The following is a 25,254-nucleotide window of genomic DNA, read 5'->3' as shown; positions in this document are numbered from 1 at the left end:
ACATTATGGAATACTGTTCATCCACTTGCTTACACAAATATTTTCCCGAAGAAAATTGTAATAAGGTTATTAAGTTAGGAAGTAGTAAAAATAAAAATATAGGATACGTCCATGATAATTCACTTATTATAGAAAGAGAAGCAAAGGATTGGACAGAAGAACATCTTTATGGTGTTGCTATAAACCGGGATAAACTAAGACGGGATAATTGGTTGCTAGATCAAATTTCTTTGATCAATCATAAAAATATTATGAGAATCTATAGTTATTGTAATTGTTCTGTTGAGGTGGAGTATATTGATGGATGGATTTTTAATTCTCATAAACCATCATATATTTTATTTGATAAAGCATATCAATTAGATTACCTAGACATTTGTAGTAAAAGAGAGCTTTTAAATTCTATAAAAACCATTATTAAATCACTTTGTGTAATACATTCATTTAACTTAATACATACAGATTTAACGGATTTTAATGTAATGGTTCGAAGATCTACAAAAGATCCTGTAATTATTGATCTTTTAGGAATGATACCTAATAATCATGGGGTTTTTAATGAGAGGATGGATATTTGGGTGTTTGTTCATCATTTTTTAGTACCTACTTTAACACGGCTTCACATATGTAAATCTAAAGAAATTATTGAAATATTTACAGACTATAACTACAAAGAAATAATAGGCTTTGTAGAAGATTTGTATAAAAAAATGCTACAAATATAAAAATTAAAAGGTTGATTAGGATTGAGAAGAAAAATAAAGCTATCTATAGTAGTAACATCGAATGAGGATGAACGTCTGTTTAACTTGATTCATAGTATAGAACAAATGCAAGGTGTAGAATACCTAGAGTGTATTATAGTTTTAGATATCCAGTCTGAAAATTATTTTAAGGCTATAAATAATTTGATTGAGAAGGCTAAAGGTAAGTTTAAAATAATTCTGGCTAAAGGTAAGACTAGGTGCGAGAGGAAAGACATAGGTGTAGCTAACTCATTGGCAGATTATGTATGCTTTGTAGATAGTGACTGTGTATTTGATTCAGAATACTATAATTTTTTAAAACCACATCTAAACCATCACGAAGTAATTAGGGGATCTGTTCGGTATCTAAAAGGGACAAGTTGGATAGGAACTATGAACAGTTATTATAGACATATTGCTGACAATATATTATTTGTCAATGAAACTTTTACACCTAATCTTATTATAAAGAAAACATTCTTGCAAACGAATGGTGGATGGACTAAAGATAATATTGATGAACAAGATGATTATATTTTATCTCAACGTCTTAAAAAGCATATGTCCATTCCTTTGCTACATCTAAATGAAAGTGTTGTAATCCATACAGAAGATACAAACTTTCAAAAGTTAAAAAGAAGTTGGATAGGTTATGGTAAAGGATATGGATTTAGATATTGGATGGATCAAGATAAGTCAAAAAAAAAATTACTAAAATACTTACCTCCTTTTCCGTATAAACGTGAATTTGGAACGGGTTATTTTGTTTTTTGTATTATTCATTACTACTATATGTGCATAGGTTATGTAAAAGGATTATTGGACAGTAATAAATGACAAAAGGAGAGGTAATGTTATGCAGGTTGTAATACTATGTGGTGGTAAAGGTACAAGGATGTCTAGTTTAACCAAAGACATGCCTAAACCCCTGATTAATGTAGGTGAAATACCAATTGTAGTTCATATCATGAACCATTTTTCAAGCTATGGATATAACAATTTTATTTTGTGTACTGGGTATAAGAAGGATGCTTTTTTTGAGTATTTTAGTAAAGAAAGTAATCCTAATTGGAACGTTACAATTTTAGATACAGGTGAAGAAGCTGAGTCAGCTAGTCGTATTTTGCAGGTTGCTTCTCATCTAGAAGATGAATTCTTTCTAACTTATGGTGATGGAGTTAGTAATGTAAACTTATGTAACCTGTTAAAATACCATAGAACTAAGGAAACTTTAATAACTATTACAGGAGTACATCCAATATCTTCATATGGTGTAATTGACGTTAAAGATGGTTTTGCGATTGATTTTAAAGAGAAAGCGAAAATGAGGGAATTAATTAATGGGGGATTTATGGTGATTAAGAAAGAAGCATTAAAATATTTTAATAGTCATGTTTCCCTTGAGGAGGGGCCTCTTACATTCCTAGCTTCAAAAAAACAGTTAGCTGTTTTTAAACATAATGACTTTTGGAGTAGTATAGATACAGTTAAAGATGTAGAGCGTTTAAATAAAATTTGGAGTCAAGGAAATGCGCCTTGGGTAATACATAATAGGAGGAACGATAAGTATGTGGAAGAATCGCAAAGTGTTAGTTACAGGTAGCAATGGTTTTTTAGGATCACACTTATGTAAAAGTTTAATAGATTTAGATGCAGAGGTAATAGGGTTGTATAGAAATCTTCATAAAGATTCAGAATTGGTGCGCTCCGGTGTTCATAATAAAATTATGATGATTCAGGGGGACTTAGAGGATAGCGCATTAATTGACCGTATAATGTGTAAATATCAAATTGAGACAATATTTCATTTAGGAGCTCAAACGGATGTGAAAATTGCCCATGCAAATCCTGTAGATACATTTCGAACAAATATTTTAGGAACTTGCAATTTGTTGGAAAGTTCTAGGAAGTTTGATACTGTTAAGCAAATAATAGTAGCATCTAGTGATAAAGCATATGGGGATGTTGAAAATTTACCTTATACTGAAAAAACTAAGATGAATGGCATATTTCCTTATGATGTTTCGAAAAGTGTTACTGATTTACTTTCATCTACCTATTTTCATACTTATGGTTTACCGGTATGTGTTACACGTTGCGGAAATATATACGGCGGAGGAGACCTTAACTTAACAAGAATTGTTCCTAGTAGTGCCATGTCTGTTTTAAAAGGTGAGAAACCCTTAATTCGTGGCGATGGTAGTTCCACTCGAGACTATCTGTACGTACTTGATGCAGTGGACGCTTATCTCACTCTTGCAGAAAATATGCAAATAAACAAGGAGATATGGGGAGAGGCTTTTAATTTTAGTAGTGGTAAGCCCCTTAGTGTTTTAGATTTAGTGAATAAAATCATTGAAATTATTAACATTGATCACATTGAGCCTGAAATACTAAATATAGCTAAATGTGAAATAAATAATCAATTTTTAGATATAAAAAAAGCGGAAAATTTATTGAATTGGAAACCTAAATATTCCATAGAAGAGGGATTGGCGAATACTATTAATTGGTATGATGAATATTTACAAGAAAAAACATCTCATGAGAAGGTGAGAGTCTAATGCATGAGTTAATAGATAAAAATGACTTAGAACATTCAATTATATTGCTTTTATCTAAAAATCCACTTAATGATGTAGAAATTGAATTATTAAGAAACTTGATGAATACCCATATGGATTGGAGTAAAGTTATGGGGTTATTAAGTTTTCATCGTATCTCGGCTGTAGCTTGGAAGAATATAAAGAAATATATTTTAGCAGATGCCTCTCAACGATTTAAATGTGGTCACTTAATAAATTATTTAGAATTTATTTACTCATCACAAGAAGTCAAAGCTCTAGAGCAACTTCATTGTATAGAAAAAGTTTGTACTGCATTTGAGAAAGTAAATATAAGATACGTGATTCAGAAAGGGATTATTTTGTCTTCTTTTGCCTATCAAGACATAGCTTCCAGAATATCGAATGACACAGATATTATTGTCCATATGAATGATGTTATGGAAGTACAGAGTATTTTAAAATCATTGGGATACAGTCAAGGTAATTATGATTTTGTAAATAATAAGCTCGTCCCTGCTGAGAGAAAAGAAATAGTTATGTCAACCTTAGTGTCCCACGAGGTATATCCATTTACAAAAGTAACAAATGAATATAACGTATTGAAATCCCATCAAGTTGATATACAGTTTTCTGTAGACTTAATGACGAACGTTAGAACAGATTCTATAGTAGAAGAAATTTTAGCAAGGAGAAAAAAGGTGAAAATAAATGACAGTATTTTATATACAACAGATTGGGAAGATCTACTTATTTTTACTAGTATTCATTTCTATAAAGAAGCTGCAATTTTATCTGAGGTACTAAAATATAAAGACTTACTTTTATATAAGATTTGCGATTTATATTATATTTTAACTAGTCCAAGTATAAAAATAAACTGGAAGGAATTTGTGAATCGTACTAAAAGTTATGGATTTACAGAAGCAATTTACTATGCACTGTATTATGTTGAATCTATATTTGGAAATATTGTCCCACATGAATTTTTGGAGCAATTGAAGCCATCGAGCTTGAACTATTTACAACAAGTTTATAAGGGGACAGAACTCAAGTTTGAATGGAATGATGAAATCTTAGACCGTGTTTTTAAAATGAATCGTCCAAGTCAATTATGTAAAGAAAATATTTATTAATTTTAAGAATATAAAAATTTATATTCTTAAATATAAATAAAGATAGGAGATTTCACTTGTTAAATCGTTATAAAACATTACAGGAAAGATTAAGTATATGTCTTAAAATAATAATTTGTGCAAACAAATCTCAAGCTTACAGTTTCTTTATTTTTTTCACTTCCTTTAGTTTACTTAGTTTATTAGAACCCTTTGCTCTAAGGAATTTAATTAATAGCTTTTCAAGTAAAGAAATGAGTTCCTTGTATATGGCCCTTGCAATATTATTATTGCTTATGTTTTTTAAACAGATAGTAGGTACTATAGAGCTTTTAGCAAGAACTAAATTACAAGATACAATTCCATATACTTTTGAAAAAAAATTAATTGATAAAGCTTTATCTTTAGCTCTTACTCAAATTGAAAACCCAAGAATTCAGGATTTAATCTTTAAAAGCAAAAATCTGAATTTGTCGAAGGCAATGGTCAACGCTTATAGCCTAATCGTTGACAGTGTTTCTGTATTTTCAATTGTTTTACTATTTTGTTGGTTTGGTACTCCTGCAATTGCATTAATAACACTAATTTTTGCTTGGATACAACTTATAATTCAAGTTAAACAGAATAAGAAGGTTGCTAAACTTATCAGTAAACAGGGGGGAGAATATAGGTTAGTAGAATCAATATTTTCACAGGGGATTAACAAAGAAGCTAATATGGAAATACGAGTTCTCCTTGCTAACAAATTTTTATTAAATAAATTTGTTCAAAAAATGAATATTTTATCTTCTGGTCTAATCAAACAAGAAGGAATAGTTGCAAGAAAAAAAGCTATACCATTTATAATCTATATCGCTATTCAAGTGCTGATGTCTTTCTTTATAGGTTGGATGGCTATAGTTGAAGGGAAATCAATAGGAGATTTTATATTGCTTTTGACATTGTTTAATTTATTTAATGAATTATTACAGGGAATAAATTTCAAACTTAATACTTTTATTAGAGATTCTCATTTAGCTAGTGAACTAAATGAATTTTTAAATATTCCATCATCAAGCAAGGACTACGCTATTGTAGATAGTAACTATCTGGAATTAAAAAGTGTTAGTTATAAGTACCCTTCTAGCACACAATTCGCCCTAAAAGACATTAATTTAAAAATAATAAATGGACAAACCATCGCTATAGTTGGGGAAATTGGTAGTGGAAAATCTACATTGGCAAAAGTACTTTCTGGTTTAATTCATCCGGAAGAAGGGTTTATTAATATTAAGGAAAATAAATGTTCTGTTGTTTTTCAAGATTTCCTCCGTTATCAATTTACTTTAGAAAACAATATTATACTTGGAGATATAAACAGAGTACGTAATGAACAAGAACTACTTGAGTTGCTAAATTTTCTTGATTTTAATATTTCGATGGATTTAAAGCAACAATTAGGAACAACCTTTGGGGGAACAGATTTATCAGGAGGGCAGTGGCAAAAACTAGCTATCGCCCGAGGACTGTGGAAAGATCAAAATGTTATTATTTTTGACGAGCCCACATCCGCTTTAGATGCCAAATCGGAGTTATTATTAATAAATAAATTTTTAGAAGCTACAAAAGAGAAAACGAAAATTATAGTAACACACCGACTAGCAGCTGCTAAAAGTGCAGATGTAATTATTGTAATGGATAAAGGAGGGATTATTGAAACAGGTAAACACGAAGAGTTAATTAGTATAGTTGATGGTAAATATAATATGATGTTTAACAGTCAAGCACAATGGTATACATCATAAGATTAAAAAGCGATAAGGGGATTAAGTATGATGTGGAAGGTCACACGTAATAGTTTCAAAATATTCACTTTAATATTTAGGCAGCATCCTATTATTACTTTAAGTTGGCTAGTAATACCCATTATGTGTGGTTTATTAACGTATCCTGTCTACAGTAGTCGTAAAGACTTAATAACTTTTACAGCACAATTTCTTGACATGGATTCTTCATTTAATAGTTTTGTGACAGGGATTTATCCAACTTTACTAATAATATTCATTGCGGGTATTTCCCAATATGTTTTACTCCTTGTGATGAATGTTCATGGGATAGCATTAAAGAATAAAGCAGATGTTATAATAAAAACTCAAATTTGGAAAAAAGTTTTTAGTATGAAATATAGCTTGCTGGAGAATAAACAGGTACAGGATAAGTTAAAAAGAGGTACTGATTTTGTTGGAGAACAACTATTAAACTTTATTAGTAGCCAGACAGAAACGATTAGAATACTTATTACACTCTTGTCTCTTTTTGGAATAATATTCACAATCAACTATTGGATTGCTATCATCCTTATAGTAGCTGCAGCCCCAGCATTATTAATTAAAATTAGGACTGAGATAGCCGTAAAAAAACTTGATAGGAATACTACTACCAGCGGAAGAAAAGCAAATTACATTAGTAGTATACTTACTTTACCAGAATCAGCGAAAGAAGTAAGAATTTTTAAATATGCACCTTTCTTAATTAAACAATGGGGAGAATATCTTAATCAAAGTTTATTTGCCCGTGGAGAATTAAGAAGGAATGAGATCAAAATTGGTTTTATTGTAGGCATTATAAACATTATTGCTTTTTCCGTAAGTCTTTTTTTACTAGTTCACAATATAAGTTATACTGCTTCAAATATTGGTAACATTACTATAACCATATGGGCTATCGCAGCTATACAGAGAATGATGTTTCAGATAATTACCCCTATTCAAAATTTCGCTATTTCTTCTTTAAATGCACAGGACTTAGTAGAATTCTTAGAAGTGGAAGATACTTATAGTAAAAGCGATGTAGAGAATAATTTTGTGAATATAGAAGGAATTCAGTGCATCGAGTTTAAAAACGTAAGCTTCAGATATTCAGAAGGTAAGACTAATATCCTTAATAATGTTAATTTTACTCTCAATAAAGGCGAAAAGGTTGCAATAGTTGGTGAAAACGGTAGCGGAAAAACGACATTAGTTAAGCTAGCTCTGGGTATATATAAACCTACTAGTGGAGAAATATTAATCAATAATATTCCATTACATAATATAAATTTAGAGTCTATTTATCAAAATGCCTCAGTTGTTTTACAGAACTTCACTAAATTCCCCCTAAGTTTTAAAGAAAATATAGAAGTGGGTTCTGCAAGGGGACAGGAGAATATAAATTTGAAACGATTAAATGAATTTATAAATGAAATAGGTTTTGCCGATATTATAGATAACTCTCCAAAAGGATGGGATACGATACTAGGTAATTATGGAGAAAATTCTTTTGATCTTTCTGGAGGACAATGGAGTTTATTCGCTTTAGCTAGAACAATTATAAAAAAAACAGATTTAGTCATCTTAGATGAAATTTCATCTTCATTAGATCCACTAGCTGAAATTGAAATTTTCAATAATTACAATAAACTCTTAAGTGATGAGTTAGTATTATTGATTTCCCATCGGTTAGGGTGGGCAAGATATGCAGATAGAATTTTAGTGATGAAAGAAGGGAATCTTGTAGAGTCTGGTAATCATGAAGAATTGCTAAGAAAAAAGAAAGAATACTATTCTCTATATAGTACACAATCATCCTGGTATGTATAAGTTCTAAATTAATAGCTTAGAGAGGTGTTTAGCCATGAAAGAGGGAGTATCTAAAGTAAAATTTATCTACACAAATGATATCCATGCCAATATAAAAAATGTACCGTTATTATCAAGTTTTATAAAATCTGTGAAGTATAGTGAGGAAACAGAAGGCGAAAAGGTCATAGTACTAGACGCAGGGGATTTCTTGGATGATATAGTTCTAGAATGTTACTCAACAAATGGTTTAAGTATGGCACAGATATTATCTAATATTCCTTACGATGCAATTACGTTAGGGAATCATGATATAGGTGTTTCTCAGTTAAATAATATCGCTAAACTAAGAGAAGCATTAAATATTCCTTTACTAGGGGCTAATCTCTATAGTGCGGATAACAATTCATTACTTAATGGGGTAAACTCCTCTATAATAATCGAATTAGATTCGATGAAAATTGGTGTGATTGGAATATCCTACAATTTCTCTGAAAGGCTTTTTAAAGCGTTAGGTGGAAACATTAGAGATTGGAAAATTGTATTGCACGAAGAGATTAAAAAACTCAAATCTCAGGGGATAGGATTTATAGTTCTTTTATCGCATTTAGGATTACCAACGGATTTGAAAATACCTGAGGAATTTCCAGATATCAACTTAATAATTGGTGGACATACTCATGATTTATTAGAAGCGCCAATGAAAAAGAAGGATACTCTTATCCTTCAAGCGGGAGAAAAATTAAAGCATATTGGAGTATTAAGTGTTGAGATAGATAATATAAGCGGAAAAACACTCAAGTTTGAGAATAAAGTAATCTCAACTGAAGAATTAGATGCAGATTATTTTACCTTAGAAAATATTAGAAATATCCAAATACAGTTAACGGAATCATTAGCATATGAACTGGGTTATTGTAATTCTGACGATCCTAGTAAAGAAGGATGTGCACATTTAATTGCAAAATTAATGAAGCAAAAAACAAATGTTGATATAGGTATGATGAATACAGGGTTCCTTTTCACTAGTTTATCTACAGGGGAAATTAAAGATCAGCACCTTTGGGATATGCTCCCATATGCTCTCCAACCTACTGTGATTAATGTAAGAGGAGAGCATTTAAAAGAGGCTATTGAATTGTTTTTAACCCAAGAAGTACAAAACAGAAGGATTACAGACTACGAACATAAGTTAGGTACAATGTGTTTTGCAGGATTAAAGGTTGTATATGATTCTTCGAGAGATGATGGATCAAAAGTTATTAATTTAGAATTAGATAAAGGTGATTGGGATGATAATAAAAAATACAGTATCGTTTCGAATGATTTTATAGCTTTTGGTCATCCTAAGTTATTCCCTCTTAGGAATTCGAGTGAACCTGTACTAGAACCCTACACTATAAGGGATTTGTTGAAGGAATATATAGTAAAAACAAGGCATTTAACTCTTAATACAGATTATTCTACTTGTAAATTAGAAAATATATAGGCAGGATACATTGTTATATATTTAAAATATAATATCTTAATAAAAAATAGAAATCGAGGATGAGATTGTATGAATAATTACTTATTATGGGACGAGTTTATAGAGAAAACCAGTAGTTCACAGTTAATTAAAGATGTAGAGTTTTTGAAATATATAAAGGAGAACAATAAAAGAAAAATATTAATTGTTGGAACCAACGAAGAAGGTATTACTGCAATTAATTATTTAAATGAACTAGGTTTTAAGGTCTCGTATTACTTTAGCTTAGATAACAATACTACTAATATTCCCGATGATATTAAGATCATAACTAAAGAAGAACTAGCTAATTATAAAGAATATGTAGTGATTTTATCTAGTACTAGTGATTTGATTCAAAGTGCCAGAAATACGCTTTTGGGTTTTTTAATAGTATTAGAACTTTGTCCAGTCATTCAATATGATAAGGGAAAAACTTTAATAGCGAGAAATAATAAAGAAGGGATTGAAAAGTTTTTCAATGTATATAATTTATTGAATGATGAGGAGTCAAAGTCTATCTACCTTAAAATTTTATACCACCGAATGGTAGGGGGCGCTTTTTTCCCAATATCAAACTATGATCAATATTTTCATCAAAGAATAAGTATTAAAGATAACTATCATATTATAGATGGTGGAGCATATGACGGAGATACTGCTGTTAAATTTGCAAAGTCTAATAGTAGTAATATAAGAATATTTTCTTTTGAGCCTTCTACAATTTTATTCGATAGATTAAGCAAAAATGTGGTAAATAAGAATTTAAGTGAAATAGTGGAAGAATATAATTTAGGATTATGGAAAGAGAGGGATAACCTAGTTTTTGACTCTACCCTTGATTTAGGATCTCAAAAAATCTCTAGAGTAGGTCGTAATGTCATAGAAGTAATTTCTATTGATGAGTTTGTTGAAAAGAAAAAATTAGAAAGATTAGACTATATAAAATTAGATATTGAAGGTGCTGAATACGAGGCCTTACTTGGAAGTGAAGTAGCTATAAAGAACTATAATCCACTTTTGGCTATTTGTTTATATCATGAAGCAGAACATCTTTGGGATATACCTTTACTGATTAATAAGTTTAATCAGGAATATACTTTTTACTTAGGACACCATTGTAATCTGCCGTATGAAACCATTTTATATGCTATTCCAAACAAATAAAATATTATCTATTTAAAGGAGATATGACAATGAATGTTGCATTAATTCTTCCTGAAAAAGCATATCAATCTTTTGTGCATGGAGAGGTTTGGGGAGAAGATATTGATTCTCTAGGAATTAAAAAAGCTATTGAAAGTTTAGATGGTTATAATTGTGAAATTTTAACATCAAATATTATTAGATATCTAGAAGATACTAATCGATTAAGTGAAAAGAAAATTAGTGTTGCTATACACTTCGATTGGCCGTCTTATCGCATTGAAAATTGTAAAAATATACTTTTTTTTCAACAATTTTATGAGGATATTTTTATACAAAGAGCACTCAATGATTTTCATAATTATGATTTGGTTATTACTAATAGTTATTGTATTTCTCAAAAATACGCAAATATACATTACTTTCCCTTAGCAGTAGATGCAGAATTATTTTCTCCTGGCAAGGTAGTTGAATCTTTGAAATCTGATGTAGTATTTATCGGAAATACTAAGATGCGAGGCGATAATTGTTATGAACAATACCTAAAACCAGCTACAAAATTCAGTTTAGATATTTATGGGAATGGTTGGGATCAAGAAAGTTATAAAGACTATGTTTCATTTTATAGGGGTATCATCAATATTGATGATATGGTAGATGTATATCGATCGACAAAAATAGTTTTATGTATACACAATAAAGCCTATATGGAAAAGTACGGACTAGTAACAAATAGAGTTTTTCATGCATTATCAATTGGAAAAGTATTAGTCTCTGATCCACATCCTGTAATGATGGAGATGTTTCCGAATGAAGTAGGTGTAGTTTATACAACGGGTCAAGAGCATACAGAGAAGATTCTGGAGAATCTTCTTAATGATTCTGAGAAGAGATTATATATAGCTAATCAAGGAAGGAAAGAAGTTTTAAAAAATCATACATGGATAGAAAGAGTGACCCCCCTCTTTATACAAGATTAAAAAATTTAATTTGTAAGCAATCTAAGTATAATTATGAATGTCTAAAATAATGCCTTTAATAGAGAGATCTTAAACAGTGTAATAGTAATTGAAATTATTTACATTGATTTCTCAAAGAACAGATGGTCTATTTTTTATTTGTAGTTCGACTGTATTTTCATTTATAAACTTAGTGAGAGATAATAGGTAATCTATCTTTTAGCCTTGTCTTTTAAAGTTAAATGCTCTTTTACCTTCCACTTTTTATTAGCAATGGAATAAAAATTATCTTAATTTTTCTGTAAATTAATTAGGATTCCAGAAATAATCATTACAATTATGAGTTCTTATCCTTACTATTTTTTAAATCTCAAATTACTCATAATTATATATGTTTAACCTTTTAAGAAATAAGAGGAGGAGAATTTTTGATATGAGATTAGTATTATTATCTGGTGGTTCTGGCAAAAGACTTTGGCCGTTATCAAATGATACTCGTTCCAAGCAATTCTTGAAAGTTTTTAAAAATGGATGGAATGAGCATGAATCAATGGTTCAACGTGTCTGGGGTCAGCTGAAATCAGTTAACCTTGCTTCCAGGACAGTTATTGCAACCAGTAAATCACAAGTAGAAATGATTCAAGATCAAATAGGATTGGATGTTCCTATTTTAGTAGAACCAGAACGAAGGGATACATTTCCAGCAATTGCATTAGCAGCTACTTATCTCTATTCAATACAAGGGATGGACTTAGATGAATCTCTAGTTGTTTTGCCTGTGGATCCATATGTACAAAATCATTTTTTTGAAAAAATAAAAGAGTTAGAGAATTTATTGGAAGAAACGGATGCAGATATTGCCTTGTTAGGAGTTGTCCCATCTTATCCATCTGAAAAATATGGCTATATAGTTCCGAAGGATTATTTAGATGTTGATTCCTATATGCAAGTGAAATATTTTCAAGAGAAGCCTTCCAAATCACACGCAATAGAACTAATTGAGCAAAATGCGCTATGGAATTGTGGTGTATTTGCATGTAAATTGAGGTATATTATCTCAATACTTCAAGAAAAAGGTCTTCCGATTTCTTACAAAGAGCTTCTTAGTAATTACCATTTATTGTCAAAGATTAGTTTTGATTACGAGATCGTTGAAAAAGCTAAGAATATTGTTGCTCTTTTATATACAGGTTATTGGAAAGATTTAGGTACATGGAATACATTAACTGATGCGATGGATACGAAAATAGTTGGAAAGGGAATTATTTGTGAAAATAGTCAAAATACGCATTTAATTAATGAATTGAACATTCCAATAATAACAGTAGGATTATCAAATGTTGTTGTTGCTGCAAGCCCTGATGGTATTCTCATTACAGATAAAAAGACTAGTGCTCAGGTCAAAACCTATGTAAATCAATTTAATCAACGCCCTATGTACGAGGAAAGGAGGTGGGGTTCTTATAAAATATTAGACTACACAAAAAATGTAAACGAACAGGAAGTTTTAACGAAGAAATTAAAGATTAAATCGGGTAGAAATATTAGCTATCAATTACATTATAAAAGAAATGAGGTATGGACAATTCTTCAAGGTGAAGGCGAATTTGTGCTTAATGATGTGATATTCCACGTGAAAGCAGGGGATGTTCTTCAAATACCAGAAAGAGCCAAGCATGGACTCCGTGCAATCTCAGATATGGAGATTATTGAGGTGCAAAGAGGTAGTCAATTAATAGAAGAAGATATAGAAAGAATATATATGACTTGGGGAGAGCTAGTAGAAAATTGTTCTTCCTTGGCATAGGTATTAACATTATGGCATTTTTGAAATCAATCTCAAGTGTAGCAAATATGTATCTTCCAGATGCTTACAACGTTATATTTCGAAAAATTCAGATGTATTTTTATACGAATATTGTAAGGAGGGTTTTTATGTACAAAAAATTGCCAATAGGTATATTACTAACTAGTATTTTTTTTATAGGAAATGATAATGTAGTTGTTGCAGAAAACCAGAATGAAAATCCAGTGAAATTATCTATTCCGCTCTCTTATGATCAAATGACCTATGAATTGAGTATACCCATAGGACTTCCATATTATTTACCTATAAAAATTGATAATAAAGGTAATAATATATACAAATATAAGTTTGATACGAAGAATCCATCAGGAGATTGGGAAATAAACCTCTCTAATGGAGAAATTATATGCGGGGTAGAAGGAACAATTAGAGCTGAAGTTTATGATGGGAATAATAGTTTGATTCATATTTATATAATAACAGCCGGAGGTATGTAGGGTTCTGTTTAAAGATAGTTGTTAGAAATATGGCACCTTCATATCCTATTGATTTATTAATAATGATGTAAATTTAATAGCAACAAAAAACCCAAGCATTTTGATCATTTTTCAAAATGTTTGGGTTTCTTCTGTTGGAAAATTAATTGTTGTAGCATGCTTTTGATCAAACTTTATTACAAACCAACAGGTAGAGAACTTTTTTTATATAAGGACAAATAATATCACAAAATCTTAAACTCTGTACATGCAATTAATAAGAATTATGATTTGATGAAACTAACAAAATATTTTAAAATCTATATTGCAAGAGGACACAACTACGCATGCATATGCCATAGGTGTGTCCTCTTTTCGTTGTTTATAAGTTTCTAAAAAAAAGGAGAGTGGAAGATATATTGTGTATGAGTAAAATACCAACTATAAATGTATTTTTTGTGGATATGGAGAGCCAGGAACGTAACAAGGGGATTGAAATATCAGCATGTCTCAAATGTAAAAAGCAATCATTCAGGGCTACGTTTAACGAGCATCCAAAGTGGGTTCAATTTTGCTTGTGTTGTGAGTATAAAAAAGTGAATCCAGCTATGGTTCATTTGTATATTAAGTAGAGTGGTACTAATAGAAAAGGATACTACGGTATGAAAACATGGATTAAGAATGCTTGTATAACATCATTAGTCTTTCAAACTACAGCATGTAGCAGTTCAACACAAACAAAACCTGTACAAACAGCACAGAAAATAATACAGCAGAATGTAGAAGGAAAGAATAATGCTGATATTCCAGAAGCATATTCTTCTTAATGAAAAAGGAATTGAAAATGTGATTAGAATCGGAGGAGTGCTAGATACTGGAAATAACGTTCAATTTAGTCATTCATGGGTTGAAATAGAGGGCAAAGTATATAATCCAGGTTATTGCTTAATTTAGGTGGCGAAATACATTCACCATTTTATAATAATATGAATTTAACAATGGAACCATTGCAGACTGAATACGGAATTTCTTCTAGCATAAATAATTTAGATAAAGATGCAATACAAGCTTTGGGATTGAGTGTCACATCATATCTTGATGGTATAAAAGATTATGGATTTCCTAAAAAAAGGATTATTTATTTTTCATTGCTTATTAACATATTAAAAATTGAAGGAGGTGACATAACATGGAAAACAATAACAGTAGAAGCAGAAACAGAAACCAATTATTAGTACATGGTGCTGAACAAGCCCTTGATCAAATGAAATATGAGATCGCTCAAGAATTTGGTATACAACTTGGTGCAGATACCACAGCTCGTGCAAACGGATCTGTTGGTGGCGAAATGACAAAACGTCTAGTAGCAATGGCTGAACAACAACTTAGTGGTGGAGTTAATCGTTAACGTTAGATAATACATGAATAAAAGGAGAGACACATTAATCTGTACCCTTTGTAAAGGACATTTTGAAAAAAGTTAGGCAACATCAAGAAGATGATTTCTGTATCCAACAGGAGTCATCTTTTTTAAATTCCATTGATATCTATAATGATTATAATACGTCATATATTTCTTAATCTCTTGTTTCAATTCATTAAAGGACACGCAAGGTTTTATATGAGCTTCATCTTTCAGATGACCAAAAAATGATTCTTGTGGGGCGTTATCCCAACAGTTTCCTCTTCTTGACATGGCTTGTCCAAGGTTTAGCTTTTTAACTAGCTTTTGATAGGTAGGGCTTGTGTAGTGGGATCCTTGATCTGAATGAATATAAGCACCTTCAGTCAATCGAATCCGCGGATTCCTTTTTAGTTTATGGAGAATTGTCGTTACGAGCTCTAATGTCATCTGTTCTGAAACATGGTAAGCTAAAATTTCATTAGTTGAGCCGTCTAAAATTGTAGATAAATAGGCCCTTTGATTCTTACCGTAAACTAAATAGGTGATATCTGTAAGAAGTGTTTTCCCTGGGGTATTTTGTTTAAATTCCCGATTTAATTGATTCGGTACTATTCGATGTTCTTTTGTAGCTTTAAGCATTCTTTTATAAGGATTCGCTTTGCGAACCGGACAGATAATCTCGTATTTCTTCATAATTCTACGGATACGCTTTAAATTGTAGACAACTTGAAACTGACCCGCCAATGTCATCTTTATCTGACGAGCCCCCTTGTTTCTATTTCTAAATCGAAGTGCTTTTAATATGGTTTCCTTCAAGATTTCATCTCGATCACTCTTTTGTTTCCGTTGTTCTTGAGATGAAACTGAAAAGTAATTATAGTATCCCGAACGGGATACACCAGCTACTTTACACAAATGACTGACCATATTCCTTAAGTTGTATTTCATGATGACAGAACGAATCAAGATGAATTTCTGACTAGGTGGTAGTGTTATTTCCTTCTCATCCTCCCTTCCACAAGTTTGATTTTTTTTAGCAATTCGTCTTCCGCCTTTAGTAAGTTTCGTTCGGCTTCTAAACGGGCATACTTTTCTTCTAACGTAAGCTCTCTCTCAAGAGTTCTTCCAGCGTTTTCGATACGTGTATCCCTTAAACCCAATACACCATTTTTTCTATAAGCAGCACGCCATCTACTTCCCGATGACATAACTCGTTTCATTCCAATCATATCTATATCAAAACCACATTCTTCAAAAATATTTCGAGGTAGCTTTCCTTTTTCATTTTCCTCAATAAAAATATGCTTAAATTCCTCTGTATAAGTGATACCTTTCTGACTTACAGATTTTACGTATAGGTTATTTGATAGAATTTGAATTTCTCTTTCTGTAAATAGTTTTTTTGTCATTTTCAACATTCTCCGATTCCAATTTTCCTTTTATTATACAAGAAATACCCTATAGAATAGACTTTTTTCAAGTGTCTATTCTATAGGGTACATTTTACATCTCTCCTTTTATAAAACTTTAATTTATTTAGGAATAAAATCCCTTATTGTTAAGTTGTATTACCGAAATTTCTTTTCCATTTTTGATTAAGTTATTTATCCATAGGTACAAGTTCTTTTTTCATTATAATCTTTAATATGTAGAGTTACTAAAAAATATTATCCTCCAGACATTTATTGTATATTTATGTAAATAAGATAGACCTGAAAAAATAAATAATAAATAAGCCTAGGATCATTGATAAAAGGAATCAAAAGGGGAGGGGATTGGTTTTATGGAACGATAGAGCATTTCAGATACTGTTACACATTCATAATTGTTTCTGTATAAATATCTTATGATACTTTCTAATGCTTCAACTGTCTGAGATCTCCTAGAAAATTTGCTACCATTCCAATCATGGAGTAGAAGAATATTGTTAGGTTCATGACTTTTGTTATATATCCAGAAATTTTGTTAGCTGCTGGATTTCTCCGATCTTGAGGATCCTGATAAAACAAGAGGTGAATACCGAAGCACTTCACCCCTCGTCAATTATGGAAAAGTTGAATGCATTTTTCATAGATAATTTTATAATTTTTTTAAACGCTCAATCACTTCCTTTAAAATAGTTATGTCTTTTACTAACGCGATGCGTACGTAACCTACCCCTCCAATACCGAACCCACTGCCAGGTGAAAGCAAAACGCCTGTTTTATCTAAAAGGTAGCTTACAAAACCTTGATCCCCCATCTCTTTATAATGATCTGGGATTTTTGTCCATATAAAAAAAGAAGCTTTAGATTTTTTAACATCCCATCCAAGTTTTTGAAGCTCCGGGACAATATAATCCATTCGTTCTTGATATTGTTTTGTTTGTTCCAGTGCATAGTACTCCATGTTATTTAGAGCATCTATTGCAACATTTTGAAAGGGCAAAAACATTCCGAAATCAATGTTAAATTTCATGGTTCGTAAGTCTTGTAATGCCTTTTTATTCCCTAAAGCAAATCCGATGCGCCAACCTGCTAAATTACAAGATTTACTCAAACTATATAACTCAACCGCAACATCTTTACCTCCAGGTAAGGATAGAATACTAGGTACTTCTACTTCACCATAAGAAATTTCTGCGTAGGCTAAATCGTGTATCACTACAAAATTATATTTTTTTGCAAGTGCAATGACTTGTGCTAAGTAAGCTTTTGGTAAAATTGTTGCTGTTGGATTTCCAGGTGAACATAGGACCATGATTTTAGCTTTTTGTAAATCCTCCTTTGGAATTTGAGCTAAGTCTGGTAGAAAGGATTCTTCTTTACATGGAAAATAAATTGGAACTCCTCCTACTAAATGTAAACAATTTGTATAAACGCTATACGTGGGGGAAGGCACAAGGGCAGAATCCCCTTCATCTAGAAGGGAGGACAGCAGATAATAAATGCCTTCTTTAGTACCTAATACATCTATTACCTCGGTTCTAGCACATAAATTCACTCCAAAACGGCGTTCATAATAAGATGTAACTGCTTTTCTTAATTCTTTTCCTATTTCTGGAGTGAAATCTCCATATCCATGAAAATTGGGATTTGAAATATAACTTTGTAGTTTCTCTACTAAGTGAGAATTTGGTGTGCCATCCGGATTTCCAATCGCTAAATTAATTATGGGTTGTTTTTGCTGTTTTATTTTTGATTCAATAAAGCTAAAAGCATCTGCTGGAAGGGTCTGAATAAACGTCTTTGCCATAAAAATCTCCTTTTTAGTTATATCTTAACCATATTTTTTAACGGATTGGCTTTTCTAAAACACAATCTTTAATTGGAATTTTTCCTGAAATAACTTTGCTTTCAAATTCATTAATACAAGTTGCTAATTTTTTTATAATTTCTCCTGATTTTTCTTCTGAAAATAAAGACATTGGATAAAGTAAGAAAGCAATTTTATCTGTATCATCTGGAGTTACTTTAAACTCTGGCACAATACTAATCAATGGAATCTCTCGACCTTTATTATTTTCACTCCAGCAATATTGAATGAATGCTTTAGCGATTTCATTAGCATCATAATGTGTAAATTCAGTTAATATGTTATGAAATGAGATCGTAAAAACAATTTCCCATCCTAGTGAAGCACTATTAATAACAGAGATACCATTTAAATTTTGTAGTTCTTTTTCAAATAATAAACTCAGTGTATGTAGCCTAACCAAATATTCTTGAAACCCATTCCGCCCTAACCGATTCATTGCTACCCATGCAGCTGCAATACCGGTAGCTGGTCGAGAATTTTCAATTGTGTATCGGTACGCACGAAAATTTCCAAATTCATAATCATTTTCGCTATATGTATATGTACCCTCATTTAGGTAATTAAAACACTCATCGGTTTTTGAAACAAACATGCTCGTCGAATATGGACATAAGCCATTTTTATGCATATCTACCCCAAATGAATCAAATCGTGAAACACCTTCCATTTTTTCTATTACTCGTTTTATTTTAAAACGAATTTCAGGATTCTCAACACGCTGTTCCCATTCTCTTTCACTTAGACCCATAAAATTAAACCATAACCAGCCTATTACACTATCTAGATGAAAGTATGGAAAATAAGTTTGTTCTGTTTCTTTAAATATTTTCTCCACGCATTGATAAACCTCATTTGTATCATCGCACGCAAAATTGATCGTAGTTCCACCACAACAAACGATTGCTGCAATACGTTTATCTTTAGCTAATTGCTCTTGAATCACTTGTTTTAAATCATTTACATCCATACGCCAATCTTCTTTTGTTCTAATCCGAATACATTGATTTGCACCTAATCCCAGTAGTGAACATACATGTTCAACACAATAATGTGCTCCTTCATTTGTTAAAATAACGAGATCTTTTGGAACCCCTTCACGTCTAGATTCAGGAGATATTTTTGAAATTGCTGATTTAATTGCATACAAAAGGGTTAATTTTCCGCCATTACAAGAGATTCCATGCGATTGTTCCCATCCTACTAAACGGCCGATAGCTCGTGCTATACGTTGTTCAAACAAAATGGTTTTCCCACCAAAAGCATCCATTAAACTATTAGAATTGTATAGTTGTGTCATCGTTGTTGCCGCTACTGTATCTAACAATGGTGACGGTACCATGTTGAAGAGTGCATATGGAGACTGTGGACGAATACTTCCTTCAAACATCTCAGTAAGACTGGCTAAAACCTCCTCTGAATTATTTCCCCGTTCAGGTATAGAACTCTTCCTTAATTCTTCTTGGTAATTAAAAGAATCCACAGCAAATTTAGGGTTGAGGTAATTATTAACTTTAAGTTGTTTTTGAAGGAAAACAGTTTTATTTAATAATGTCTCTAAATTATCTTCTTGTGGATGTAAAAATTCTTTTTCAATAATAAGTTTATTTTTCATTTCAGACCTCCATTAATATATGTTTCTACCCTACCAATGAAATTAAAAACTTCTTCATTTTCAATCCCACATTTTAAAGAACGTCATACCATTTATTATATACTAGTCGGATTAAAAATACTCAATAATCATAATATTTTAACATTCTAGTTTAATGTAAAAAAATCGGCTTGATTAAATCGCTGAGTCAGTCCTTCAGGACTGATGAGCACACTTCTGTTGATGCTTCTAAACAGCTACATAACTGGGTTAAAGAGTTTTTAACGACATTTTGACTCATCCATACACATAAAGCTACTAAACCTTTTTCTTGGTACTTACTGGCTCGTTGTACAAAACCAATATCTCTAGCAAGAACTAGTAAGAAATTTGGAGATAAGAAGTTTTGAATTTCTTGAGCAAATAGTTGTAATTCATCAGATACAGAAATAGACATACAAAAACGCCATTCTTTCCTATGATTCTACAGAAAGAATAGCGTTTTTTTGTTATATGGATATAAATTTATATTAATTTGATGAGGATGTGTTGTGCTCCGCTACTTAATAATCTGTAAGAAAGATATAGGTAATTGTAGATTTTAAAAAAAGTTTAACTGGAAACTTATTTCTTTTATTTTTGAACGAATTTCATTTATCAATACATTTAACTATAATGATTTTAGGGATTATAGGTTTAGAATGATAAATATAGAAAGTAATGTATATTGAAAGGTGGATGGGGTTATGTTTATAGTTCTACTAAAATATGTGAAACCATTAAGTGTAGTCAAAGATTTTCTGGAAGAACATGTAGATTTCATAGATAAACATTACAAAGGAGGCAACTTCATTCTCTCTGGAAGACGTGATCCTAGAATTGGTGGAGTTATTTTAGTTAATTCGGATGATGAGGTTACTGTTCAAAAAATATTAAAAGAAGACCCTTTTTATGAAAATCAAGTTGCTGAATATGAATTAATCAAATTTACGCCAACTAAATATGTAGATAAGTTCTCACCATTTGTTAATAGCTAATTTAATTAATTTAGATTAGAGAATATGACAGCCTGGAAAATGATTAAACTTTTTTTAATAGTAATTTTATATGTATAAATTTATAACAGGTTTTGAGCAGCCTTTTTTCAAAACCCGCTCTTTCTATTTGTTCATTTATTAAGGGGATTAGTATTAATTTGATTAAACTTTATTTCGAACCAACAGTAATAGTTGTTGTGGAAAAAACAGGGAAATGCAGTACGATAATAAAATATTGATTACTGTCTAAAGGAGAGAGTTGTATGAATGTTAAAATAGACGAAAAAACAATTACAACAGATCGGCTATATTTGAGAAGAATAAGTTTAGAAGACATTAGTGATATTTATAATAATCGTAAAAAATGATACCGTCGGTAAATGGCTTGCAGCATCTAGAGGAATGACAATAGTAGAAGCAAAAATATATGTTGAAAAGTTTATAGATCATTGGAATCAATATGGATTTGGCGTATGGGCAATTTTAAATAAATGTACAGGGGAAATTAGAGGGCATTGTGGTTTAAGATATGTAGATCTAAAAGAAGAGGAAGTTGAAATTATGTATCTATTAGATCCAAAATTTTTGGGAAGAGGTTATGCAACAGAAGCTGCAAAAGCATCTATACAGTATGCTACTAAATCAATGGAAATTAAAAAACTAATTGCGAGAATTAAAATTACAAATGATAAATCAAAAAGGGTATTAGAGACCTTAGGATTCCAATTTGCTTATGATAAAGATTACCAAGGAAAACAACTATCACATTATGAAATAAAATTGCCGTCATAAACAATTTTTAAGAACAGTATTAATGTAAATGTAATTAAATTCTTATATTAAATAATTATGGTTCTGGTGCAAAAATAAAAGAGAATAAAGCGCATATATCCTTAACGGAATCGTATCGTATGGTGCAAGTCCAAACAATTGATGGATGAATTCTTTCTAATTTTGGACAGACTGGTTCCGTAAATCAAGCTGTTCTTTTTTAATCATATGCATGGCTTCTACCCCAGAAAGAATGGATGTAGCTGTGTCAAAACATTTGATCCCTAGCATAGAACAGATTCGCTTCTTTATAAAGCGATGATCTTGTTCTACTATGTTATTCAGGTACTTTTCTTGTCTAAGTTGCATACCATCAGGTATGCTTTTTTCTTTTTTTAACTGTACAATCGCTATAGGATAAGCTGGGTTCTTATCGACAGTTATAACATGCGGCTTTGAAACATGAAGAGATCGCAAAGCTTTCTTGAAAAACCGCTTTACAGCCTTCTGGTCTTTTGTTTAGGAAAAAATCAATTGAGTTTCCTTTTGAATTAACAGCACGATACAAATACATCCATTGACCTTTTACTTTGATATATATTTCATCGACTCTCCAAGAGTCATTTGTTTGAGATGACGACGGTTTCGTTTATCCGATTCAGGACCATACTGATGAACCCAACGCATAATCGTTGTATGAGAAATGGATAAACCCCGTTCTTCTAGCATTTCCACCAAATCACGAAAACTGAGGTTGTGCCGTAGGTACCATCTTACCGTTAATAAAATAATATCAGGCTGATAATGCTTCCATTTGAATGCGTTTTCCTTTCCCATACCAATCACGCACCCATTCTAAAGTAATAGTAACAGTATGTCCAAGATTTATAGAGTCATTGTAATTGTCCTTAAATTTTTGCACCAAAACCGACAGCCCTCACAATTCCACTCTCCCCACCAGTTATAAGCACTATCTTATTTATAAGTTTACCGGCTGGTTTGTAATTGGGGTTATCAAATATAGGTCTAGGTATCATTTAATGATTCAATGCTAGGTTTATTTTGTTGTTGAGTTGGGAAACCCATCCCATTTACTCCTTCCGGAAATAAATGAAATTCTAATATAGGTTATGATTATTATCAGGAAAATATATCTTTCCCAAAGAATTAAATAGAAGAAGTGAAGGGGGGAATTCACAGCTGCGATTCGATTAAACCCGGATCTTAGTATTTGTTTTGAATTTCCAACTACAGATGATCGTACAGTAGGTAAATGCCCATTATGCCAGAGTAGAGTCATAATAGGGAAAACAAACTATTTATGCGAACAATACAAGAAGGGCTGTGATTTCATTGTTTCAGGAATGATACTTGAAAAAAGAATTACAGCTAGTCAAATCAAGAAACTATTAGAAAAGAATATGACGGATACAATAAAAGGATTTATATCGAAAAAAACAGGGAAATCATTCGATGCGAAATTAACATATGACTCTACACAGAAGAGAGTCACGTTTATATATGAGAAGAAGAAATAATATCGCAAAATCTTAAATTTCATATATAAAATTAATTAGAACTATGATATGATAAAAGTAACAAAATACTTCTAAAACTATCTTGCAAAAGGACACACCTACGCATACATATGCCATAGGTGTGTCCTTTTTTATTTGTTATGAGATTTCAAGACTCAAAAGGGGGATATATATTGTGTACCAGTAATATAGCATCTACTAATGTTTCTTTTGAAAAATTGAAAAGTCAGGAAGAGAATGAAAAAAACATAGTGTCAATATGTCCGAATTGTAAGAAACGCTCATTTAGAGCACTTTATAATGATTATCCAAAATGGATACTGTCTTGCCTATGTTGTAATTATCGAGAAGTAAGTACAATGGATAGTCCGTTTGTTTATTAGATGCAGCTATTTACGTATTTTGATTAGGAGGAAGAAATTTCGATATGAAAATATGGATTAAGGCTATTTGTATAACATCATTCGTATTTCACATGGCGGCATGTAGCAATTCGACGCAAACAAAAAATGATTCAAGACCTGCCCAAGCAGTACAAAACGGGATACAACAGCACGTGGAAGGGAAAGGTATTGTTGATATTCCAGAAGCTTATAAGGGGAAAATAAAAGGCTTAGAGACTGTTAAAGGGAAGGTATTACATATAAAGGACGGAGATACGATAGACGTGAACGTAAAGGGGCAGAAACAGACGGTAAGGTTACTGTTATTGGATACCCCTGAGTCTGTATCTCAAAAAATCCCACCACAAAAGATGGGAAAAGAAGCCTCTTCCTTTTTAAAGAAACACCTAGAAGGGAAAAGTGTAACTTTGGTTTATGATCGGGGACAAAAAGAAGACAAATACGGTAGGAAATTGGCTTATGTATTTTGTAACGGAATACATATTAATGAATTAATGGTCAAGTCTGGTTATGGGATTATAGCCTATATTTCTAGACCTAATACTACATTTCTACCTGAAATGCTAGAAGCAGAAAAAGAAGCAAAAGAATTAAAGGCTGGTGTGTGGAGCATTAAAGGATTTGTAGATGAAAAGAATCGGCATTATAACCGTAATGATGCAGCTTAATATTAATACTTATTCCAAAAGGAGGTTTCTTGAATGAATGGGAACAAAAGAAACATGCTCTTATCTTTTTTTATTTCTACTTTTTTTATTTTTTTGAGTCTATTGCCATTTAGCGGTAATGAATATGTATATGTTATTGCAAAAATTGGAGCTGCAGCCGGTGTAATAAATATTGTCATAATGAGTGTGTTCTTGTATTTTCAAGGCAAAAAAATGGGACATCTCTTAAATTAATACGGCAAAAGCGCTTGTTTTCCTTACTCGTATATAACAGGAAAGGGTAAGGAAAACCGAAAGGGGAATGTTTTAGATGAGTCAAATACCAGGGTTCTTGAAGTTTGTTTTAGCAAAGGAAAGACGATATGTATATTTGGCTGTAGCAGAAAAGAAAAACAAACGAGTGAAAACACATATTGTATATAGATTCGGTCCACTAGAAACAGCATTAGAAACTATGTACAGAATGCGTGATGATTTTGAGAATTGCTTTCCACCAGAGTTGAAAGCTAAGGGGTATGACTGGGAAAATCTAAATGATTGGATACTATCCATTGAAACCGGTTATTCCAAATACGGAAATAAATTAGTGACATTCTAAATAGATAATTGAGATAATATCGCATCCTT

The 25,254-nt window shown here is 31.4% G+C and carries 21 protein-coding genes and 7 pseudogenes; 20 read left to right on the top strand and 8 right to left on the bottom strand.

Annotation, left to right across the window (positions count from 1 at the left end; translation table 11 throughout):
• Positions 1-5 precede the first annotated feature (5 nt).
• The 14 genes and pseudogenes from MR112_RS22475 to MR112_RS22410 all read left to right on the top strand — a co-directional run bounded on the left by MR112_RS22475 (position 6) and on the right by MR112_RS22410 (position 15,324).
• Positions 6-725 (top strand): RIO1 family regulatory kinase/ATPase domain-containing protein, encoded by a 720-nt coding sequence (locus MR112_RS22475; RefSeq protein ID WP_242245382.1) that lies wholly within the window; start codon positions 6-8, stop codon positions 723-725.
• Between the two features lie 21 nt (positions 726-746).
• Positions 747-1,583, top strand: a complete 837-nt coding sequence (locus MR112_RS22470) for a glycosyltransferase family 2 protein (protein ID WP_242245381.1) — start codon at positions 747-749, stop codon at positions 1,581-1,583.
• A 19-nt stretch (positions 1,584-1,602) separates the two neighbouring features.
• Positions 1,603-2,349 (top strand): sugar phosphate nucleotidyltransferase, encoded by a 747-nt coding sequence (locus MR112_RS22465; protein ID WP_242245380.1) that lies wholly within the window; start codon positions 1,603-1,605, stop codon positions 2,347-2,349.
• Entirely contained in the window at positions 2,309-3,310 is a 1,002-nt protein-coding gene (locus MR112_RS22460; RefSeq protein WP_242245499.1) for a GDP-mannose 4,6-dehydratase, read from the top strand. Before MR112_RS22465 ends, MR112_RS22460 begins: the two co-directional genes overlap by 41 nt.
• Entirely contained in the window at positions 3,310-4,446 is a 1,137-nt protein-coding gene (locus tag MR112_RS22455) for a nucleotidyltransferase family protein (RefSeq protein WP_242245379.1), read from the top strand. The genes MR112_RS22460 and MR112_RS22455 overlap by 1 nt, the downstream gene beginning before the upstream one ends.
• Positions 4,447-4,502: 56 nt before the next feature.
• A complete protein-coding gene (locus tag MR112_RS22450) occupies positions 4,503-6,209 on the top strand; it encodes an ATP-binding cassette domain-containing protein (RefSeq protein ID WP_242245378.1) in 1,707 nt (568 codons plus the stop codon).
• A gap of 27 nt (positions 6,210-6,236) precedes the next feature.
• Positions 6,237-8,042, top strand: a complete 1,806-nt coding sequence (locus MR112_RS22445; RefSeq protein ID WP_242245377.1) for an ABC transporter ATP-binding protein — start codon at positions 6,237-6,239, stop codon at positions 8,040-8,042.
• Between the two features lie 34 nt (positions 8,043-8,076).
• Positions 8,077-9,510 carry a bifunctional metallophosphatase/5'-nucleotidase gene (locus MR112_RS22440; protein ID WP_242245376.1) on the top strand — a complete coding sequence of 478 codons (1,434 nt, stop codon included), beginning with the start codon at positions 8,077-8,079 and terminating at the stop codon, positions 9,508-9,510.
• Positions 9,511-9,579: 69 nt separating this feature from the next.
• Positions 9,580-10,695, top strand: a complete 1,116-nt coding sequence (locus tag MR112_RS22435; protein WP_242245375.1) for an FkbM family methyltransferase — start codon at positions 9,580-9,582, stop codon at positions 10,693-10,695.
• A 29-nt stretch (positions 10,696-10,724) separates the two neighbouring features.
• Positions 10,725-11,654: a glycosyltransferase family protein gene (locus MR112_RS22430; protein ID WP_242245374.1), complete on the top strand. Its 930-nt coding sequence runs from the start codon at positions 10,725-10,727 to the stop codon at positions 11,652-11,654.
• Between the two features lie 412 nt (positions 11,655-12,066).
• The gene (locus MR112_RS22425; protein WP_242245373.1) at positions 12,067-13,440 is read left to right on the top strand and encodes a sugar phosphate nucleotidyltransferase; all 1,374 of its coding nucleotides are present in this window, start codon (positions 12,067-12,069) and stop codon (positions 13,438-13,440) included.
• Between the two features lie 128 nt (positions 13,441-13,568).
• Entirely contained in the window at positions 13,569-13,937 is a 369-nt protein-coding gene (locus MR112_RS22420) for a hypothetical protein (RefSeq protein ID WP_242245372.1), read from the top strand.
• 641 nt (positions 13,938-14,578) lie between these two features.
• Positions 14,579-14,734 (top strand): annotated as a pseudogene (locus MR112_RS22415) (thermonuclease family protein); the annotation flags it as partial.
• A 371-nt stretch (positions 14,735-15,105) separates the two neighbouring features.
• Positions 15,106-15,324, top strand: coding sequence for an alpha/beta-type small acid-soluble spore protein (locus MR112_RS22410; RefSeq protein ID WP_242245370.1), 219 nt, complete (start codon positions 15,106-15,108; stop codon positions 15,322-15,324).
• Between the two features lie 72 nt (positions 15,325-15,396).
• Here MR112_RS22410 and MR112_RS22405 read toward each other — a convergent pair.
• From MR112_RS22405 to MR112_RS22385, 5 genes and pseudogenes are all read right to left on the bottom strand, one after another.
• Positions 15,397-16,739, bottom strand: a protein-coding gene (locus MR112_RS22405) for an IS3 family transposase (protein WP_242245369.1) whose coding sequence is annotated in 2 segments (ribosomal slippage) — positions 15,397-16,358 and positions 16,358-16,739 — 1,344 coding nt in all. Because the reading frame shifts where the segments join, the coding sequence is not laid out codon by codon here.
• 325 nt (positions 16,740-17,064) lie between these two features.
• Positions 17,065-17,327: pseudogene (locus tag MR112_RS22400) on the bottom strand (chitooligosaccharide deacetylase); the annotation flags it as partial.
• A 73-nt stretch (positions 17,328-17,400) separates the two neighbouring features.
• Complete coding sequence (locus MR112_RS22395; RefSeq protein ID WP_242245368.1) at positions 17,401-18,555, bottom strand: aminotransferase class I/II-fold pyridoxal phosphate-dependent enzyme; 1,155 nt, start codon at positions 18,553-18,555, stop codon at positions 17,401-17,403.
• 37 nt (positions 18,556-18,592) lie between these two features.
• On the bottom strand, positions 18,593-20,230 hold the full coding sequence (locus tag MR112_RS22390) for a pyridoxal phosphate-dependent decarboxylase family protein (RefSeq protein WP_242245367.1): 1,638 nt from the start codon (positions 20,228-20,230) through the stop codon (positions 18,593-18,595).
• Positions 20,231-20,397: 167 nt separating this feature from the next.
• Positions 20,398-20,666 (bottom strand): annotated as a pseudogene (locus MR112_RS22385) (IS4 family transposase); the annotation flags it as partial.
• Positions 20,667-20,955: 289 nt separating this feature from the next.
• Here MR112_RS22385 and MR112_RS22380 point away from each other — a divergent pair.
• Positions 20,956-21,246, top strand: coding sequence for a YciI family protein (locus tag MR112_RS22380; RefSeq protein WP_242245366.1), 291 nt, complete (start codon positions 20,956-20,958; stop codon positions 21,244-21,246).
• A gap of 263 nt (positions 21,247-21,509) precedes the next feature.
• A pseudogene (locus MR112_RS22375) lies at positions 21,510-22,038 on the top strand (GNAT family N-acetyltransferase).
• 42 nt (positions 22,039-22,080) lie between these two features.
• Here the strand turns inward: MR112_RS22375 and MR112_RS22370 are convergent.
• The 3 genes and pseudogenes from MR112_RS22370 to MR112_RS22365 form a co-directional block, all read right to left on the bottom strand.
• Positions 22,081-22,854 (bottom strand): annotated as a pseudogene (locus tag MR112_RS22370) (IS6 family transposase).
• Positions 22,811-22,942 carry a hypothetical protein gene (locus tag MR112_RS28810; protein WP_255772759.1) on the bottom strand — a complete coding sequence of 44 codons (132 nt, stop codon included), beginning with the start codon at positions 22,940-22,942 and terminating at the stop codon, positions 22,811-22,813. Before MR112_RS28810 ends, MR112_RS22370 begins: the two are co-directional and overlap by 44 nt.
• A 4-nt stretch (positions 22,943-22,946) precedes the next feature.
• A pseudogene (locus MR112_RS22365) lies at positions 22,947-23,103 on the bottom strand (NAD(P)-dependent oxidoreductase); the annotation flags it as partial.
• 98 nt (positions 23,104-23,201) lie between these two features.
• Here MR112_RS22365 and MR112_RS22360 point away from each other — a divergent pair.
• The 4 genes and pseudogenes from MR112_RS22360 to MR112_RS22345 form a co-directional block, all read left to right on the top strand.
• Positions 23,202-23,555, top strand: a pseudogene (locus MR112_RS22360) (topoisomerase C-terminal repeat-containing protein); the annotation flags it as partial.
• A gap of 427 nt (positions 23,556-23,982) precedes the next feature.
• Positions 23,983-24,627 carry a thermonuclease family protein gene (locus tag MR112_RS22355; protein ID WP_242245365.1) on the top strand — a complete coding sequence of 215 codons (645 nt, stop codon included), beginning with the start codon at positions 23,983-23,985 and terminating at the stop codon, positions 24,625-24,627.
• A 33-nt stretch (positions 24,628-24,660) separates the two neighbouring features.
• On the top strand, positions 24,661-24,861 hold the full coding sequence (locus MR112_RS22350; RefSeq protein WP_242245364.1) for a hypothetical protein: 201 nt from the start codon (positions 24,661-24,663) through the stop codon (positions 24,859-24,861).
• A gap of 76 nt (positions 24,862-24,937) precedes the next feature.
• On the top strand, positions 24,938-25,225 hold the full coding sequence (locus MR112_RS22345; RefSeq protein WP_242245363.1) for a hypothetical protein: 288 nt from the start codon (positions 24,938-24,940) through the stop codon (positions 25,223-25,225).
• Positions 25,226-25,254: the final 29 nt, after the last annotated feature.

Origin of the sequence: Bacillus cereus group sp. BfR-BA-01330, from assembly GCF_022663885.1 — a bacterium.
GTDB classification, from domain to species: Bacteria; Bacillota; Bacilli; order Bacillales; family Bacillaceae_G; genus Bacillus_A; species Bacillus_A cereus.
This window is presented reverse-complemented; position numbering and strand designations above follow the sequence as displayed.

Excerpts from the sequence above, each read along its gene's own strand:
- MR112_RS22475 (WP_242245382.1), top strand. The coding sequence starts at position 6 with ATGGAATACTGTTCATCCACTTGCTTACACAAATATTTTCCCGAAGAA.
- MR112_RS22465 (WP_242245380.1), top strand. The coding sequence starts at position 1,603 with ATGCAGGTTGTAATACTATGTGGTGGTAAAGGTACAAGGATGTCTAGT.
- MR112_RS22455 (WP_242245379.1), top strand. The coding sequence starts at position 3,310 with ATGCATGAGTTAATAGATAAAAATGACTTAGAACATTCAATTATATTG.
- MR112_RS22445 (WP_242245377.1), top strand. The coding sequence starts at position 6,237 with ATGATGTGGAAGGTCACACGTAATAGTTTCAAAATATTCACTTTAATA.
- MR112_RS22440 (WP_242245376.1), top strand. The coding sequence starts at position 8,077 with ATGAAAGAGGGAGTATCTAAAGTAAAATTTATCTACACAAATGATATC.
- MR112_RS22435 (WP_242245375.1), top strand. The coding sequence starts at position 9,580 with ATGAATAATTACTTATTATGGGACGAGTTTATAGAGAAAACCAGTAGT.
- MR112_RS22430 (WP_242245374.1), top strand. The coding sequence starts at position 10,725 with ATGAATGTTGCATTAATTCTTCCTGAAAAAGCATATCAATCTTTTGTG.
- MR112_RS22425 (WP_242245373.1), top strand. The coding sequence starts at position 12,067 with ATGAGATTAGTATTATTATCTGGTGGTTCTGGCAAAAGACTTTGGCCG.
- MR112_RS22420 (WP_242245372.1), top strand. The coding sequence starts at position 13,569 with ATGTACAAAAAATTGCCAATAGGTATATTACTAACTAGTATTTTTTTT.
- MR112_RS22410 (WP_242245370.1), top strand. The coding sequence starts at position 15,106 with ATGGAAAACAATAACAGTAGAAGCAGAAACAGAAACCAATTATTAGTA.
- MR112_RS22395 (WP_242245368.1), bottom strand. The coding sequence starts at position 18,555 with ATGGCAAAGACGTTTATTCAGACCCTTCCAGCAGATGCTTTTAGCTTT.
- MR112_RS22390 (WP_242245367.1), bottom strand. The coding sequence starts at position 20,230 with ATGAAAAATAAACTTATTATTGAAAAAGAATTTTTACATCCACAAGAA.
- MR112_RS22380 (WP_242245366.1), top strand. The coding sequence starts at position 20,956 with ATGTTTATAGTTCTACTAAAATATGTGAAACCATTAAGTGTAGTCAAA.
- MR112_RS22355 (WP_242245365.1), top strand. The coding sequence starts at position 23,983 with ATGAAAATATGGATTAAGGCTATTTGTATAACATCATTCGTATTTCAC.
- MR112_RS22350 (WP_242245364.1), top strand. The coding sequence starts at position 24,661 with ATGAATGGGAACAAAAGAAACATGCTCTTATCTTTTTTTATTTCTACT.
- MR112_RS22345 (WP_242245363.1), top strand. The coding sequence starts at position 24,938 with ATGAGTCAAATACCAGGGTTCTTGAAGTTTGTTTTAGCAAAGGAAAGA.